Source organism: Paenibacillus glycanilyticus NBRC 16618 (assembly GCF_004000805.1).
GTDB lineage: Bacteria > Bacillota > Bacilli > Paenibacillales > Paenibacillaceae > Pristimantibacillus > Pristimantibacillus glycanilyticus.
Genome location: NZ_BILY01000035.1, coordinates 36,897 through 53,422 on the forward strand (window position 1 = coordinate 36,897; position 16,526 = coordinate 53,422).

General features: G+C 50.5%; 12 protein-coding genes. All 12 read right to left on the reverse strand.

Annotation, left to right across the window (positions count from 1 at the left end):
- Positions 1 to 44 precede the first annotated feature (44 nt).
- Positions 45 to 440, reverse strand: coding sequence for a phage holin family protein (locus tag PGL01S_RS23320; RefSeq protein WP_127496934.1), 396 nt, complete (start codon positions 438 to 440; stop codon positions 45 to 47).
- Positions 441 to 532: 92 nt separating this feature from the next.
- Complete coding sequence (locus PGL01S_RS23325) at positions 533 to 2,143, reverse strand: extracellular solute-binding protein (protein WP_127496935.1); 1,611 nt, start codon at positions 2,141 to 2,143, stop codon at positions 533 to 535.
- A gap of 12 nt (positions 2,144 to 2,155) precedes the next feature.
- Positions 2,156 to 4,519, reverse strand: a complete 2,364-nt coding sequence (locus PGL01S_RS23330) for a helix-turn-helix domain-containing protein (protein WP_127496936.1) — start codon at positions 4,517 to 4,519, stop codon at positions 2,156 to 2,158.
- A gap of 210 nt (positions 4,520 to 4,729) precedes the next feature.
- A complete protein-coding gene (locus tag PGL01S_RS23335; RefSeq protein WP_127496937.1) occupies positions 4,730 to 5,860 on the reverse strand; it encodes a glycoside hydrolase family 88 protein in 1,131 nt (376 codons plus the stop codon).
- 42 nt (positions 5,861 to 5,902) lie between these two features.
- A complete protein-coding gene (locus tag PGL01S_RS23340; protein ID WP_127496938.1) occupies positions 5,903 to 6,784 on the reverse strand; it encodes a carbohydrate ABC transporter permease in 882 nt (293 codons plus the stop codon).
- An 11-nt stretch (positions 6,785 to 6,795) separates the two neighbouring features.
- Entirely contained in the window at positions 6,796 to 7,650 is an 855-nt protein-coding gene (locus tag PGL01S_RS23345) for an ABC transporter permease (RefSeq protein ID WP_244935722.1), read from the reverse strand.
- Positions 7,651 to 7,767: 117 nt separating this feature from the next.
- Positions 7,768 to 9,408: an extracellular solute-binding protein gene (locus PGL01S_RS23350; protein WP_127496940.1), complete on the reverse strand. Its 1,641-nt coding sequence runs from the start codon at positions 9,406 to 9,408 to the stop codon at positions 7,768 to 7,770.
- Positions 9,409 to 9,880: 472 nt separating this feature from the next.
- Positions 9,881 to 11,158: an ABC transporter substrate-binding protein gene (locus PGL01S_RS23355; protein ID WP_244935720.1), complete on the reverse strand. Its 1,278-nt coding sequence runs from the start codon at positions 11,156 to 11,158 to the stop codon at positions 9,881 to 9,883.
- 23 nt (positions 11,159 to 11,181) lie between these two features.
- The gene (locus PGL01S_RS23360; RefSeq protein WP_127496941.1) at positions 11,182 to 12,789 is read right to left on the reverse strand and encodes a response regulator; all 1,608 of its coding nucleotides are present in this window, start codon (positions 12,787 to 12,789) and stop codon (positions 11,182 to 11,184) included.
- A 15-nt stretch (positions 12,790 to 12,804) separates the two neighbouring features.
- Positions 12,805 to 14,637, reverse strand: a complete 1,833-nt coding sequence (locus PGL01S_RS23365; RefSeq protein WP_127496942.1) for a sensor histidine kinase — start codon at positions 14,635 to 14,637, stop codon at positions 12,805 to 12,807.
- 63 nt (positions 14,638 to 14,700) lie between these two features.
- Positions 14,701 to 15,513 (reverse strand): carbohydrate ABC transporter permease, encoded by an 813-nt coding sequence (locus PGL01S_RS23370; RefSeq protein WP_015843665.1) that lies wholly within the window; start codon positions 15,511 to 15,513, stop codon positions 14,701 to 14,703.
- 10 nt (positions 15,514 to 15,523) lie between these two features.
- On the reverse strand, positions 15,524 to 16,432 hold the full coding sequence (locus PGL01S_RS23375) for a carbohydrate ABC transporter permease (RefSeq protein WP_164775572.1): 909 nt from the start codon (positions 16,430 to 16,432) through the stop codon (positions 15,524 to 15,526).
- Positions 16,433 to 16,526 lie beyond the last annotated feature (94 nt).

The window sequence follows — 16,526 nt, forward strand, 5'->3', positions numbered from 1 at the left end:
GTTCTCATTATAGCGAACGCCGCTTGTACAACGCAACCCTAATCTTACTTCTCTTTATCCTTCAGCACCTCAATTATTTTGCGTATGCGGTCGGGAAGCGGAAGACCAATCCGGCCGTAATTCTCTATAATGGAAATGATCTCATTCGCTATATAGAAATAGATAGCTGCACCCATGGTAATATTATCGAGCTCAAGCAAAATATCAATCCGATGCGCAAGAAGAATGACGAGCAGCATCATTCCTTTTCGTGCCAGCCCCCAAGCTCCGAAAAAGCTGTTCAATCCTCTCCCTTCTTTAATTGACGCGGTTATGCCCGAAACGTAATCAATGCCCATCGCCACTACCAATAGAGTTAATGATTCCATCCATCCGCCGAATGCAAACGTAATCACAGAGCCGATAATCCCGCTAACCGAGCACACCATGACTAACTGCATCTCTCGTCACCCCTTTCTGCAAGTAATCCATCTATTCTATGCAGATAAAATAAGGGGTGCTTGTTCGAATGGTATACATTCTATCAAACGGGCTATTTGGCCATATAGCGGTCAAGCGCCGCCTTCTGGATCGCGATCGCCCGGTCAATATTAAGCGCTTTGAGCTGGGCGACGTAATCATCGAACGAGTCGAGAGGATCGATTCCCAGAATAATGCGCAAAGACATTTCGTCCACGAGCGTCATGGCATCCTGCATGATGGCGGAAAACTCCGCGCTTTCCCGCTCGGTCTTCTGAACCGGCGGCAGCATATACTTCTCCGCTTCGGTATCCGCCCATATATTCACGGCTTCCTTCTGCTCCGGAAGCATATAATATTGCTCCATGTAAGCTACGTCCTGCACGAACGGGCCGAAGTAACTCGCCCTGCTGTACATCGCAATGGCTTGGGAAGGAGCCAGCTTATCTGGATTATGGAGGATCAGATCCGTGTACGTCGGCTTTCCGCCTTGCATCGTATAGCTTACGCCTTCAATTCCGAAGTTGAAGAGCAGATGCCCCTCTTCGCCGTAACCGTAGTCCAGCATCCGAACCGCCTCTTCGGCATGGCTGCTTTTCGTCGAGATCGCAACGCCGCCGCTGCTCATGTAAGGATTCACTCTTTGGCCGAACATCGGCCGCTCCCCTTGATGAAGGACCGGATAAGGCGCCGCCACAAACTCCGCGTCCGGATCCTTCTCCTTGAGCAGAGGCAGCCAGGTCCCGATCCCGGATCCGGCATTCCAGATGCTTGCGCCGCTTCTGCCGTTCAGCATGCTGGAATCAATCGTTCTTGTATCCACCGTCGCAATGTTGCGGTCGATCAGCCCTTCGGCATACCAGTCGCGGAACAAGGACAAGAACTGCTTGTATCCCGGCTCTATAGGGCCGAATTTGACCTGCCCGTCCTTCAGATAGAACCCTTTCTTCACGCCAAATGCTCCGACGAACGCGCCGTTCTCCACGCCGAACAGCGGACTGGGCGTACTAAGGAACGTAAGCGGCGCTTGCACGCCCTTTTTCTCCTTGAACGCCTTCAGCACCGCATGCCAATCGTCGATCGTCACCGGAACGGACAAGCCAAGCTCCTCCAGCCAGTCCTTGCGGATAATCGGGCCTTGGTAAGTCCGCAGCCTCGCATCCCCCTGAATGAAAGGGAACACGTAATAGCTGCCGTCCGCCGTCTTGATCTGCTTGTCAATGTCTGGATGCTCGCTTAAGTACCGCTTTAAATTCGGGGCGTATCGATCAATCAGATCATTCAGCCTCAGGATATAGCCGTCTTTTATCGCTTTCTCCGGCCCGCCGGGGAAAGTCGCCCATTCGTATTCGATCATATCCGGCAGCTCCCCCGAAGCCAGCATGACATTCAAAGCCTGCTTCGCCTGGTTGGCGGGAGGCTGGATGAATCTCAAATTGACGCCGGTGCGCTTCTGCCATTCCTGGAAAAAAGGAACGTCTTGAAAACGCGGCTTGACGCTCGCCGCATTGCCGTTTAACTCGGCCCAGTAGGTCAATGTCTCGCCTGTTGCCGGCGATTGCCGTTCCTCCCTCTTCTGGGCCGTTGAATTTTGTCCGTTATGGCCCGTTTGCTTGCAGCCGGCCAGACAGCTTAGCGAAACAGCGGTAATCAGGAGGATGGCAATTATGCGGTAGTTCTTCATTGTGATATCCCCCTAGTTCATTTCCTTGTATTTGCCCGGCGTTATGCCTTCGTACTTTTTGAATACACGGATAAACGTTGCGGCATCGTTGTATCCAACCGCGCGCGATACGTCGCTTACGGATTCCTGAAGCACCGTCATCCGCCGCTTGGCCTCGGCAATCCGGTATTTATGCAAATAGTCCAGCAGCCCTTCGCCTGTCTGCGTCTTGAACAGCTTGGACAAGTAGCTTCCCTTCAAATCGAAATGCTCGCCGATCGTATTAACGTTCATATTGGAATCTCCGTAATTCTCCCCAATGTATCCGGCCACGCGGGCCGACAAATCGCGGATGGACTCGGCGCGCTCATGCGTCATATTGGATTCGAGCCTTGCAGAGGCGAAAGCGCATACATCCCTTAACAAAGAATGAAGCTCCTGCCGCATCTCCTGGACCGTATCGCAAGCCATAATGCCATTCATCCAATTCGGATTATCGTTCAGAACGCTGCCCTTGCCGTCGCCAAGCTCGTTAATGGCCTTCACCATCGTTCCGACCAGATTAAACATAAAGCATTTGGCCAGCGTCAGATTCATCATCGGCTGCTGGAAGTTGCGGTCCGCAATCTCATTCATAAAAGCGGAAGCCTGTTCGAAATCGCCGCTCTTGATCAGATTAATCAATTGCTGCTCCGCCTGAAGCGGATAATGATAACCGAATTGAACGGCATCGGAAGGCGTCTTACGGATATCGTCATAGGTTATGATGCCTTTTTTGCCAAGCACCATTTTATACTCCATCGCATCTACCGCTTCGCTATAAGCGGCTGCAATCCCCGTCAAGGTGCTATGCCTGCCGCTGATCGCCACCGTAAGATCCATATCGTAGCGCTTCAGGAAGCGCTGCGCCTCGGTCGCGATCTCATGCAAATCCTTCTTGTATTGCTCTTCGTCCCCGCTTCCGCAGGTTAAATTCACGAGACAGACCATCATGTCGTCCATTTCCGCCACGTAGCCCGCATGATCGTAACGTCCGGCAAGCTCCTCCACCACATTGCTGATAATGAATTGAAGGAATCTTCTCCGTTCATTGTCGTCAATGCCCGGCAGCTTCTCGTAAAGGCTTTCATCATTCTCGATAACAAATAAAATAACCGCGTAATCATCCGAGATTTGCTCCATGCGGTACGTCTTGAAGGCTTCCTCGTAAGGAATAGGCGAATCCAGCCGACCCTTCAACAGCCTGCTGAGCATGTTCGACCGCAGCACGTTGTGATGCATCTGGAGCTGCATCGCGATTTTGTCCTTCTCGCTTCGCGTCCGGCTGACCGCCCGCTGAATGAAATTCAGCTCGTTCCATTCCGCATGCTCTTCATCGTTATTTTTGTCGGTTAACGACTCTACAAGCTTCTGGATCGGCGAATAGTTGCGGCGCATAAAGAACCAGGTAAGCACGCCTGCCCCCATCACGCTGATCAGTACGCTCACCAGCGTCAGCTTCCGGACATATTCGGCCTTCTGCCAATAAATGCTGCTAGGGATCACCAGCGCGTACTTCAGATCCGATACGGATGATTGCAGGTAAAAGATTTCCGAATCTCCCGATTTCATCGAGGTCGGCATCTCTTCGCCGCCGCTCCGAACCTTCTGCAGGATAACCTCTTCGCCCTGCTTCTTCGGCAGATTGGACAGCAGCACCTCGTTATTCCGGTTCAAAATGAGAACGTACCCTCCGCTGAAGCCGGAGATGCTCTTGATGGCATTCTGGAATCTGGCCAAATCCGACATCACCACTACCGTGCCTGCTTGCCTGCCGTTCAGATCTTTAGGCAAATGAGTAATGTAAGCGATTGAAGACTGCGTAGCCCCTGCATCCATAAGCGGCAGCAGCGTAAACTGGTTATGCTCCGAAGTCTCTACGGCAGCCAGCCAATCTTCATAACTCATCTGGCCGGTGTCGTGAAGGGTGGCAAAGGCCGTCTTCATATCGCGGACATTGCCGGAGCGCAATACCGCATGCTCCCGCTCCCAGGTGACGTAAAACTCATCTATCGAAGCATAAGAAGTCTGATAGGTTTGAAATTCCTTCACGAGCTGATAAGCATCGAATTGCGCATCCGCTTCCGTTCTGCTTGAATACATCAAGGTCTGAAGCCTTGCATTCCAGGTCAGCTCCATGGTCAGGCGCTTCATCTGATCCACCTGATTATCGATGGTGTAGCCCACCTGCTTGAGCAGCGAATCATTGGCACGGTGAATCTCGCTTCGAAGCGCCGCGCTCGACTGCGAATATACAATTAAGCTGATTAGTATCGGTACGAATAATACCGCGCAATAGGAAATCAGCCACGTTACGATGATGCTTTTCCGTTTCTCCCATATGGATCGAATATTCAAACCAAGATCTCCTCGCCTGTACGTAAATGTTAAGGTTGCTCATGTTGTTTGCCAGCTTTAGAACCTTATTATACGCATACAAAAGGCGCCAGAGGAAGTTGCAATATGTGCAAAACGATTGACGATAGCTCTACTGGAGCCCCAAAAACAGCACAAATAGCCCGTTGGAATCATCCAATCGGGCTATTTGCCATTATACGATATTTGGTATTAGAACATACGCTGCTTCCAGCCGTTCAGCTTCGCGATGGCTTCGACGAAGAAGTAGTCTCCGTAGATAAGAGACACATCCACGTTCTGCCCAGCCGGTTTATGGCCGGTGCCATGCTTCAGAATCGCTTCATGCGAAGGTTCGGCCCATGTGCCGTAATTCGAATAAAGCGACGCCAGAATGCGCTCTGCCGCTTCGCGGTAGATACGTCCTTCCTTCTCGGCCAGCAGAGCGGCCAATTCGATCAAGCCCGAAGCGGCAATCGCTCCGGCCGACGTATCGCGCGGCTCTTCGTCCATCTGCTCCGACGCGCGGAAATCCCAGTGAGGAACATGATCCTCCGGCAGATTCGCGATAAAATAATGCGCAACGCGCTGCGCCGCCCGCAAATATTCGATATTGCCGGTATAACGGAAAGTGTTCGCCATTCCGTACAAGGCCCAGGAAGCGCCGCGGCTCCAGCCGGAATTCGGCGCTGCCCCTTGCCCGCCGCGTACCTGGTCGAATTCGCCCGTCTCCGGATCGAAGCAGACAATATGGTTCACCGAGCCGTCTTCGCGGATAAAATGTTTCAATACCGTATCCGCATGCGCGCTGGCTATATGCGCAAAGCGCGAATCTCCGCTCTCCGCCGATGCCCAGTACAGAAGCGACAGATTCATGCACGTATCGATTATCGACCAGCCATGCATGTCGCCGTTCCAGGCGCGGATAAACCGCCCGTTCAGATTAAAGCGTCCCGCCATAAAATTCGCGGCGAACAAGCCGCGGCGCAACGCGTCTTTGTCTCCGGTAATCCGGTATTTCGCAACCGCCGTCGGCAGGAAGTGGAAGCCTACGTCATGGTCGAAGGAGTTCGGCCGGAGCATTTGCGCTTCCAGCCGCTCATCCCAGCTCCAGGCAGCCTCTTTATATTTCTCGTTGCCGGTCGTTTCGTTCATCAGCCACAGAATCCCCGGCCAGAAACCCGAAGTCCACCAGTCGATTCTTTGATCATCGTAAATGCCGTCCGCCTTGGCCGCATGCGGGGATTTCTCCCCGATTTGAACGATCATGCGGTCTACCTTCTCTTCAAGCTGCTTCCAAATGCGCTTTACATCCAATTTGCTTTGAGTCGAGCTTGCTTGCATGTTCCCTGCCTCCCGGATTATTCTCTTGGACTATGAAATAAATCAGCCTTTAACCGAGCCTACCATAACGCCTTTGACGAAAAAGCGCTGCACAAACGGATAAACGCATAGAATCGGAACCGTAGCCACCATAATGGTCGCGTATTTAATCGTTTCGCCAATCTGGAACCGGTCTCCTGCCGATGCGCCCGATGCCATGCTGTCCGTCGAGTTCGCGATGAGAATCTCGCGCAGCACCAGCTGCAGCGGGAACAGCTCCCGGCTGCGGATAAAGATCGAGGCGTAGAACCAGCCGTTCCATTTGTCTACCGCATAATACAGGATCATAACCGCGATAACCGGCATCGAGAGAGGAATGATAATCCGGAACAAAATCGTAAAGTGGTTGGCTCCGTCGATTTTGGCCGATTCCTCCAGCGCTTCCGGAATACCTTTAAACGCGGTACGCATAATGATCAGGTTAAACGTGCTGATCGCAAACGGAATAATCGTTGCCCATAACGTATTCAAGAGGCCTACGCCTTTTACAACGAGGTATAGCGGAATGAGGCCGCCGCTGAAAAACATCGTTAGCAAAATCATGCCCATGAACAGATTGTTCCACATGACATCCCGGCGGGATAAGACATACGCGCCCAGCGCGGTCATAATCAGGTTGAGAACCGTACCGCATACGAGAATAAACAGCGTATTTTTGTAACCGGTCGTAATGCCCGGATTTTTGAACACGCTCGTATACGCATCCAAGCTTAATCCTAATGGATGCCATAAGATGCCTTTATTGGCTACAAGCTGCCCCGCGTCGCTGAAGGAAGCGAACAAAACGTACAGCAGCGGATACAACGTTGACACGATGAGGAGGATCAGGACGGCGTATACAACGACATCGAACACTCTCTCGGATAAAGTCGCCTTCATTTGCATGGATTCTCACCTCACCATAGACTGCTTTTATTCACCTTGCGGCTGATGTAATTGGCGGTAACGAGCAAGGCAAGGTTAACAACGGAGTTGAACAATCCGACTGCCGAGCTGTAGCTCCATCCAAATTCCAATAAACCTTTCCGGTAGACAAAGGACGAGATCACGTCCGCCGTATTGTAGGTAACCGGATTGTACAACAGAATGATTTTCTCGAAGCCAACATTCAGCATATTGCCCATCCGCAGGATGAACATGATCGTAATCGTCGGCAGGATGCCCGGAAGCGTAATGAAGAAGATCTGCTTTATCCGGCTTGCGCCGTCTATTCTGGCCGCTTCGTACTGCTCCTGGTCGATGCTCATCAGCGCCGCGATATAGATAATCGACTCCCAGCCGATCCGCTGCCAGATCTCCGACAAAATGTAAATCGGACGGAACAGCTCCGGCTTCTGCAGCATCGCTTGGCCGTCGTAGCCAAACAGCATAAACAATCTATTGATAATGCCGTCAGCGTTCGTAAAGTCCGTAATGATCCCGCAAATGACTACGAGGGAAATAAAGTAAGGCATGTACGTAATCGTTTGGGCTACCCGTTTGAATGTCTTGCTCTGAACCTCGTTAATGAGCAGCGCCAATATAATCGGTGCGGGGAACTCGAAGATTAACGAATACAAGCTGATGACAAGCGTATTCTTAAGGATCCGTGTAAAGTAATAGCTGCCGAAGAAATCATGGAAATGCTTGAGGCCAACCCAATCGCTGTGCAGGATGCCTTTCATCGGGGAGTATTCCTTGAAGGCAATTAACGCCCCGTACATGGGAATATAGTGAAAAATAAGGTAATACGCGATGACGGGAAGCATCATCAGATAGAGCAGTTTGTTTAGCTTAAAATCGCGTATAAAGCGGTTTTTCCCCACATGCCTCACTCCTTATTGAGGGAGAAGGAGGGCTTTCAAGGCCCTCTCCTCTCTTGCTATCTATTAACGATTGTTGTAACGGTCAAGCGCCGCTTGCTGAATTTCGATCGCGCGATCCAGATTGAGCGATTTCATTTTGTCCACATATTTGGCGAACGCATCGGCCGGCTCCGTGCCCAGAATGATCTTCAGGGACATTTCGTCCACCAGCGTGTTGATATCGTTCATAATGGCCGCGTACTCGGAAGCTTCCTCAGGCGATGGCGTGATTGGCGGCAGCTGGTATTTCGCCGCGTCCGTTTTTTGCCATGTGGTTACCGCGTCGCGCTGCGACTGAAGAGCAAAGAATTGCTCGGCATAACGTTTGTCCTGAACGAACGGACCATTGTAGCTGCCGCGCGTATAGAGCGAGATCGCTTGCGCCGGAGCCAGCTTGTCCGGATTCTTCAGCAGAAGATCGGTGTAAGTCGGGTAGCCGTCCTTCATGTTGTAGCTGACGCCTTCCGTACCGAAGTTAAAGAACAGGCCGCCTTCTTCGCTGTAGCCGTAGTCGAGCATTTTGACAGCGAGCTCAGGATCCTTCGCTTGCGTCGTGATCGCTACCGTACCTTCGGATGCGTAAGCGGTGTTATGCTGGCCGAATTTCGGCGTGTCGCCTTTCTTCAGTACCGGGTAAGGAGCGCCGATCAGAACGGCTTTTGGATCCTTCGCTTCAACAAGCGGCTGCCACTTGCCTATACCGCCGCCGGCATTGCCGATCGAAGCGCCCGTTGCGCCGGAAGCAATGTTGCCGTCAACCGATTTGGTGTCCGCCGTTGCAATGTTCTTGTCGATCAGGCCTTTCGAATACCAGTCGCGGAACAGCTCCAGGTATTGCTTGTAGCCCTCTTGCTCCGGACCAAACACGACCTTGCCGTCTTCCTGGTAGAAGCCGCGCGTTACTCCAAACGCGCCCATAAAGGCACCGTTGCCGCCGTCGTTGAAGAAACGCGGCTTGCTGTTGAACGTAAGCGGTGCAGCAGCGCCTTTCTTCTCTTTAAATGCGGTAAGCGCCGCGGTCCAGTCGTCGATCGTCTCAGGTACAGCCAGGCCAAGCTCATCCAGCCAGTCCTTGCGGATAATCGGACCTTGGAACACGCGCAGGTATTCGTCTCCGCGGATAAACGGGAAGGCGTAGTAGCTGCCGCTGTCCGTTTTCACCATTTTGTCGATGTCCGGATTATCTTGCAGATACTTCTTCAGGTTAGGCGCGTATTTATCGATCAGATCGTTCAGCTTCACGATATAGCCGTCCTGGATCGCTTTCTCCGGACCGCCCGGGAAGTCGCCGATGAAGTTGTACTCCACCATATCCGGCAGCTTGCCGGATGCGAGCATCACGTTAAACGCTTCCTTTACTTGACCGGTTGGCGGCTCCGTAAATTCGAGCGGTACGCCGGTTTTCTTCTGCCATTCCTGGAAGAACGGAATATCCTTGTGGGATTCCTTTACGCCGATCAGCTGACCGTTAATCTCGCCCCAATACGAGAGCGTCTTATCCGTCTTAATCGGATACGTTGTTGCTTCCGCCGGCTGTTCCGCCGAGCTGTTGCCGTTATTGCCCGAGTTCGAGCTGCCGCCGTTCTTATCATTATTGGAAGAACACGCTGCAAGCATTGTTCCCAGCAAAGCGATGCTGAGCGAACCTGCTACCCATTTTTTCATGACCCTACCTCCGTTTAATTGTGTAGTGAAAATGGCTACATCCACAGAGTAAAGGAGCAGGAGGAGAGTCGATATGGGCAAAAGATGCAATCAAATGGGGATTTGAGAAGGGGGAATTGAGGATTTCGCCATTTAAATTGATGGTGGGAGTGATGATTTGTACAAAGCAATGGGAGAAATCGATAAATAGATGTCGAGGATGTGGGGGAATGGCAGAAATGTATCTCCTTCGGTCGCTGTTGTCTGTACTTTGCTTGAACTATTCTCAATGGTGGCAAAGTACAGACAAAGGCGAACGTTTCACTCCTCAGGAGATACATTTCCTCTATTCCTCCTTCTCTCGGAGAGAGAGGAAATGAAAAAGGATAGAGATTCGGATGGTATCCCGAATTCTCTATCCTTTTTTATTGTGATTAGTACTTTTTCCTCCATAGACCTCCGGGACACGGAAGGACCGCATTTATTCCTTTTCTCAGCTCGCTAACAGCTCGTTTAACTTTTGCTCCAGATCAACGAGGCCTTTCTTGGGATCCTGCCGATTGGCAATAATATTCTGAAGCTCCTCCGACAGAACGGTGTACAAAGCGGAATATTTGTCCGTATTGGGAGCCAGCTTCACATGACGCGACGATTCCAGGAACAGCTTGCGGTACGGGAGGTTCTGGTAGTGGGAGTCGTTCTGCACCGTACTGTTGGCGGGAACATGCCCCGCTTCCCCCCAGGTCAAGCTGCCGACTTCCGAGAAATAACGGATGAAAGCCATCGCCGCGAGCTGCTTCTCCTTCGTCACATAGGTCGGAATAACCAAGGTATGCGAGCTGCCCCATTGCTTATTTCCGCCGAACAAGGATGGGAGCTCCGCAATTCCGCTCTGAAAGGACGAATCCTTCAGATGATGACCCGCTTCCCATATTCCTCCCATCCAGAATACGGCTTGGCCGTTATGAAAGGTATCCCAAGGCGTTTTATCGTTAAGGTCGCTTAGACCGCTGGCGAACAGCTTCTGGTAAAACCGGAGCACCTCAAGCGCCTTCTCATTATTGATCGCCGCATGCTTCATATCGGGAGTAAGCAGCTCGCCCCCGGCTTCGTAATACATATCCAGAAACGGTTCCTGGAAAAAAGGCGTATTCACCGCAAGCGGCTGTACGCCGGGCAAACGGTTCTGAAGCAAAGTAAGGAAATCCATAAACTCCTGCGGCGTTAGATGGCGGAGCTTGGAAATAACCTCGTCCTCGCCCAATCCGGCTTTAGCCAGCAAATCCTTGTTGTAATACAGCATGTGAAAATGCGTATCGATCGGAACCGCATACGTCTCCCCGTTATACACGACGCTATTTCGGTTTGTTGACTCAATATGACTGAAATCTAATCCAGCAAGCTGCGCCAGCCCGTCGAGCGGAATAATCTGCTTCGCCTTCACAAAAGGCGATACCCGGTCCGCATGGGCAACGGCCACATCGGGGCCTTTCCCGAAAGATAATGCCGTGCTTAGCCGGACGTAATATTCATTGGATTCGAGTCGAAGCTGCCGGACGACGATTCCCTGCTGGGACTCGTTAAAATCTTTGATGATTTGGCCAACGTAGTCTCCTTCTCCGCCACCGAACGGATTCCAGAACAAGATTTCAACCGGTGCTTTGGCCGATTTACGGACCGGTGCTTCCGCTTTGTCCGAACCGTCGCATCCGACCAGCAATCCCATGCATGCCACCATAACGAACAACCATGCAGAAAGCTTTTTCCCCACACTTTCACCTTCCGCAGACATATTTATTGCCCTGTTTCAGAGCTTTCTTTATTCCCTTTATTCTCCTTGACCAAGCTTCTATATTCCGAAGGGGTTGCTCCCGTAATCTTCTTGAATACTTTCGAGAAATATTTCGGGTCCTGAATGCCAACCATCTGCCCGACGTCGGCAGCTCTCATCTCACCGGCCAGCAGCGCCTTTGCTTTCTCAATCCGTACTCTCGTTACGTATTCCAGAAAGCTTTCCCCGACTTCCTTCTTAAACAGATTCGCAAAATAATTTTTGCTCAGATGAACGAAATGACTAATGGACTGCAGGGATATTTCCTGCTGGTAATGCTGCTGAATGTACTGCGTTGCTTTTATTATACTGTTCCGGTCACTGTTATAAATGCGGATCATATGCTCAAGAAGCTCCGCGAAGGCTTGGAGGAACCAGTCGCGGCTTTGCTCAATCGTCTCCAGCTTCGATAATTGGTCGAAATACTGTTTTTTCAATTGGACCACCTGCTGCTGATCATGGGAGACATCCGGCCATATCGCAGTTAGAATCATAATCAATTCAAGGGAGATGAGCTGCACCAGATCCGGATCCTGCCGCCTGCCCAGCTGATCGAATAAGCCGTACACATAATCGTGAAGCTCCTTGGACTGCAGCCCATACAGCAAAGTATGAATATGGGATTGGCTTACCTTGATTGGCGCGCCGTCTGCTTCCTTGGCCCCGGCAAGCTCCGAATACGAGATTGCTTTCCCGATCCCGGCGAACATGCTTTGCTTGGCAGCTGCCAAAGCCTCGCCGTATGCCTTGCTTAGCTCCGTCCATTCGCCTACTCTTCCGCTTAACCCAATCGTACATGCAAGTCCGTAAGCCTGCGATAGATGGGAGATGATCCGTTCCGCCAGCTGCTTAATCCCTTCCGAATTGACCGCCTCATGCTGCGGAACCGGAAGCAGGACGTTAATTTCCCCTTGTTTATCCGCAAACACAACAAAGCTTCGATCGCTTCCGATCTGTTCGAACGTTTCATGAATGACCTGCTGCTTCTCGAACAGCCCGCAGTCTCTCGTGTGAATAAGCGTGTACAGGAGATAGGCAGGCAGATGCAAGCCATTAAGCTCCGCTTCCTCCGGAATCGAACCGGCTTCCCCTTCTTCCGTGCGGCTTCCTTCAATCAATCCCAGCAGCAGCTTTTCCTTCCGTGCCGGTTCAACAATAGACGCTTTTGCATTGATTTCGGGATCTGACTCGGCCGTATCCAATGAAGCTTTAACGTTCATTAATGCTTTTTCGAAATCCCTTGGCATCATATCCGACTTGATCATATACTCCGAAACTCCGTAACGAATGGCTTTTTGGGCATATTGGAACTCTTCCAGATTGCTTAAAATAATCACTTTCATCGTAAATCCGCTGCTCCGGACTTCCTCAATAAGCTGAATCCCGTCCATAACCGGCATCTTGATATCCGTGATCAGAATATCGGGAGGATCCCGGCGAATGAGCTCCAGTGCCTCTTTTCCGTTGGCGGCTTCGCCCGTTACTTCCAATCCTACCTTCTCCCAATCGATCATAGAGCGAATACCGTAGCGCACGATAAACTCATCCTCAACAATCATCACTCGGTACATCTGCCATAATCTCTCCTATTCCAAATACGGAAGCTTGATCGTAACCGTTGTTCCCGCTTCCGGTTCGCTTGCAATATCGATGCCGTACGTTTTGCCGCTAATGAGCTTGATCCGTTCATCCACATTCGCGAGCCCGATTCCTCCCGTCTTGCCGCCCTGCTCCTGATTCTGATTCCGGAGAAGACTCCTTGCGTAAGCCGGATCCATTCCCTTACCGTTATCTGCAATCTGAAAGCGTATGCCTCCGTCCGGGCTTCTGGTACAGGAAATATCGATTTGCCCCTCTTGCTCCGAATCGGAAAAAGCATGCAGGATCGCATTTTCGACAATCGGCTGAAGGATCAGCTTCGGGGTCTGCAGTTGACGGACACCGTCTTCCACATAGACCTCCGTATTGATTTTATAATTAAACCGGAACTTCTGGATTCCCAGATAACATTGCACATGCTCGATTTCCTCATCAACGGTGACCGTCTCTTTCCCTTTGTCCAAGCTGATCCGCAGTAGACGGGACAATAGGCTGACCATCTCCGCGGCATTATTCGCCTTCTGGATCAGGGCCGTCCATTTAATAATATCGAGTGTATTATACAGGAAATGAGGATTGATCTGCGCTTGCAAAGCTTTTAGTTCCGCTGTTCTTTTCTGATTTTGCTCCTCGTACACCGTCTTCAGCAGCTCATCAATCCGGGCAACCATGTAATTGAAATTATTGCCCAATATATCAAACTCGTCGCTATGCTTCTTGACCCGGAACCGAACCGTCAAATCCCCTGACATGACCTGTCTCATGAGCCGGATCATTTTCAGAATCGGATTGCTGATCGAATTTGCGAGAAAAATGGCCGTTATAATGGAGAACACGATACAGAGCAGCGCAATAACCCATATCGTCCGCAGCAGACGGTCGGAATCCTGATACAGAATCGATTCGGAGATGACATTCACGACTATCCAGTCATTGGTGTGAAGCTTCTTGTAATTCACAATCAGCTTCTTCCCTTGTTCCTTAATAGGAAAGCGGTATTCCTCCAGGCCGGAATGAACGATCTGATTATAACCTTGTTCCCCGAGTACTTCTTTTACATTTTTCCCGATCATGTCATTCTCGCCATAAGAAACAATCTGGCCTTGACCGTCGATAACGAAGCTTTGAATATCCCGGTTGTTGTTGGTTGAGCTTGAACCAAGCTCCTTCAGCACCTCGCCGCGGATATCCAGTACCGCTATAATCCCTACCGGACTGTCGTCCGAAGTTTTGTAAATCTGCTTGGAGAGCGAAAAAACATGGACGTTTTGCGTGTTCAAGCTGTCTACATACGTGTTAAGCCGGGTCGGAAACCATCTGAAATTGCTTCCGTCCTCAAGCGTAGTCAAGAAACCGCTTACCTCTTCGGGCGTGCGGTTCTTCCATCGGTAAATTCCTTTTATATAATGATCCTTGGAAATAAACGATATGGATTGAATGTCCTGATTAATCGCAATAATCGTGGAAAGCTTTGTCGTCAGCGACAAACTGTCGATATCGTAAGGCTTAGCCGCGCTTGTCTTATCCAGATCCCGCAGCATCCGGATAATCTCGCCGTTATTCACGACCTGCATCATCAGGTCTTTATAAATGCCCAAGCGGGTATCGATGTTATCCGCCGTCTGCTTGAGCAGCTGCTCCGAATACTCCGTTACCTTTTCGTTAATTGTGGATTTGGAGAGCGAATACGAGATCGTACCCATCACGATTAACGGTGTCAGGGAAAATAGAAATAAGAGCAGCATCCATTTGTAGCGTATGCTGCTCTTCCATATATTCATCGAGGGCAAAAACCTTGCCCAGCCGGATTGTTTTCTCATTGTACCTCGCTGCTCCTGCCGGACATGCCGTTTTTATTGGCAAACGTCTTCCCGATCATTTCATTAGCCCTTCACGCCAGACATCGCCACCCCTTGCACAATATGGCGCTGTAGAATGGCAAAGACCAGAATCGTTGGGATAGCCGCAATGCCGCTTGCCGTCATAATCATATTTAAGGACATATTATTATTCGATAAAAACGTAGGCAGTCCTGCCGACAATATCATATTTTCTTCCGAGGTAATCGTCAGATACGGCCAGAGGAAATTATTCCAGGATAAAATCAGAAAGAATATGCCAACCGATACCATCGCCGATTTCGTCAGCGGCAGGCAGATGTTCCACCAGATCCGGAAGGTTCCGCTTCCGTCAATTTGAGCGGCTTCGATATAATCCTTCGGAACGCCGTCCATAAATTGCTTGAGAAGAAGAATGCCAATCGGATTCGTAAGGCCGGGGAGAATAATGGCCCACTTATTATCGATCAGATTCAGATGCAGCGTCGTTTCGTATAACGGAATCAGAATCGCTTCGGTCGGAATAAGAAGTCCCGAGGTAATGAGGACAAATAAAAAACCTTTGCTTTTAAAAGGCATTTTGGAGAAAGAATACGCGGCCAGGGAGCTGAGCAGTATGGATAACAGCGTTGTAATGACGCCGATAACCGTGCTGTTCCAGGTCCATCTGAGAATCTCGGAGCCGGTAATCACTTTCTTGTAATTGCTGAACGTCAAATCCGCGAAATGAACCCAGTCGGACATGGCATAAACATTCGTACCGTCCGGCTTCAAGGAGACAAGCAGCATCCAGATGAGCGGGAACACGAAAAGAACCGCCAGTACCGTTGCAATGATGTTAAGAGCCCACTTGTTCATGTTAATCCCCTCAATCCTTTCGATCCGTAAGTTTAAATTGAATGACCGCAATGAGCAGCATGATGACGCAAAATACGATGGACTGCGCGGAGGCAAGACCAAACATATCTTTCTTGAAGCCCGTCACGTAAATATAACGGATCATCGTGTTCGTAGAGTTCCCCGGACCGCCGCCGGTCATAATCTGAACTTGACCGAACAATTTCAAGCAGCTGATGACCTGATAGAAGACTTGAATCTTCATGACTCTGGACAATCCCGGTATCGTAATATGCCAGAATTTACTCCATGTTCCAGCCCCGTCGATCGTAGCTGCTTCATAATGATCCTGGGGAATTTCCTGAAGACCCGCCAGGAACAGCACCATAACGAATCCAACCGTCCACCAGTCCGTCGCAAACGTAATCGCCCACCATACAAACCGGTGATCCGTCAGCCAATTGATGTCCTGAGGCAAGCCAAGAAGTCCCAGCAGGCCGTTGACCGGACCGTTCTTCGGATCAAACAGCTTCAGCCAAATAAAGCTGATTACCGAAACCGACAAGACATAAGGTAGGAAATAAACGGAACGAATCAAGGTTCTCAGCCAGATCCGTTGATTAATAATGAGCGCCAGAATCAGCCCCAATATGAGAACCGTCGGAGCACAGATGAGTACAAAATAAAACGAGTTCCATAAATACTTGTAGAAATCGCTATTCTCGAAAATTCGTTTGTAATTGTCGAGCGCCACGTACCGCTGCATCCCTTGAATATTCCAGACATGCAGGCTGATCCAGGTGCCGCGCAGGACGGGCCACAAATAGAATAGGGCGAACGGGATCAAAAAGGGAACAATATACAGGATCGCTTTCAGCTCGGCTTTTGCTCGGTTGCCCGATACTCTTTTCTTGCGCAGTTCAATCGGTTTGGTATCCATATGTGTTTCTCCCTGCTTCTCTACGTCATTCATTTATCTAGAGTCGGCCAGGCAGTAGTAACGCCGTTCCTGCCCAGCCTACCCTTCAAGAACT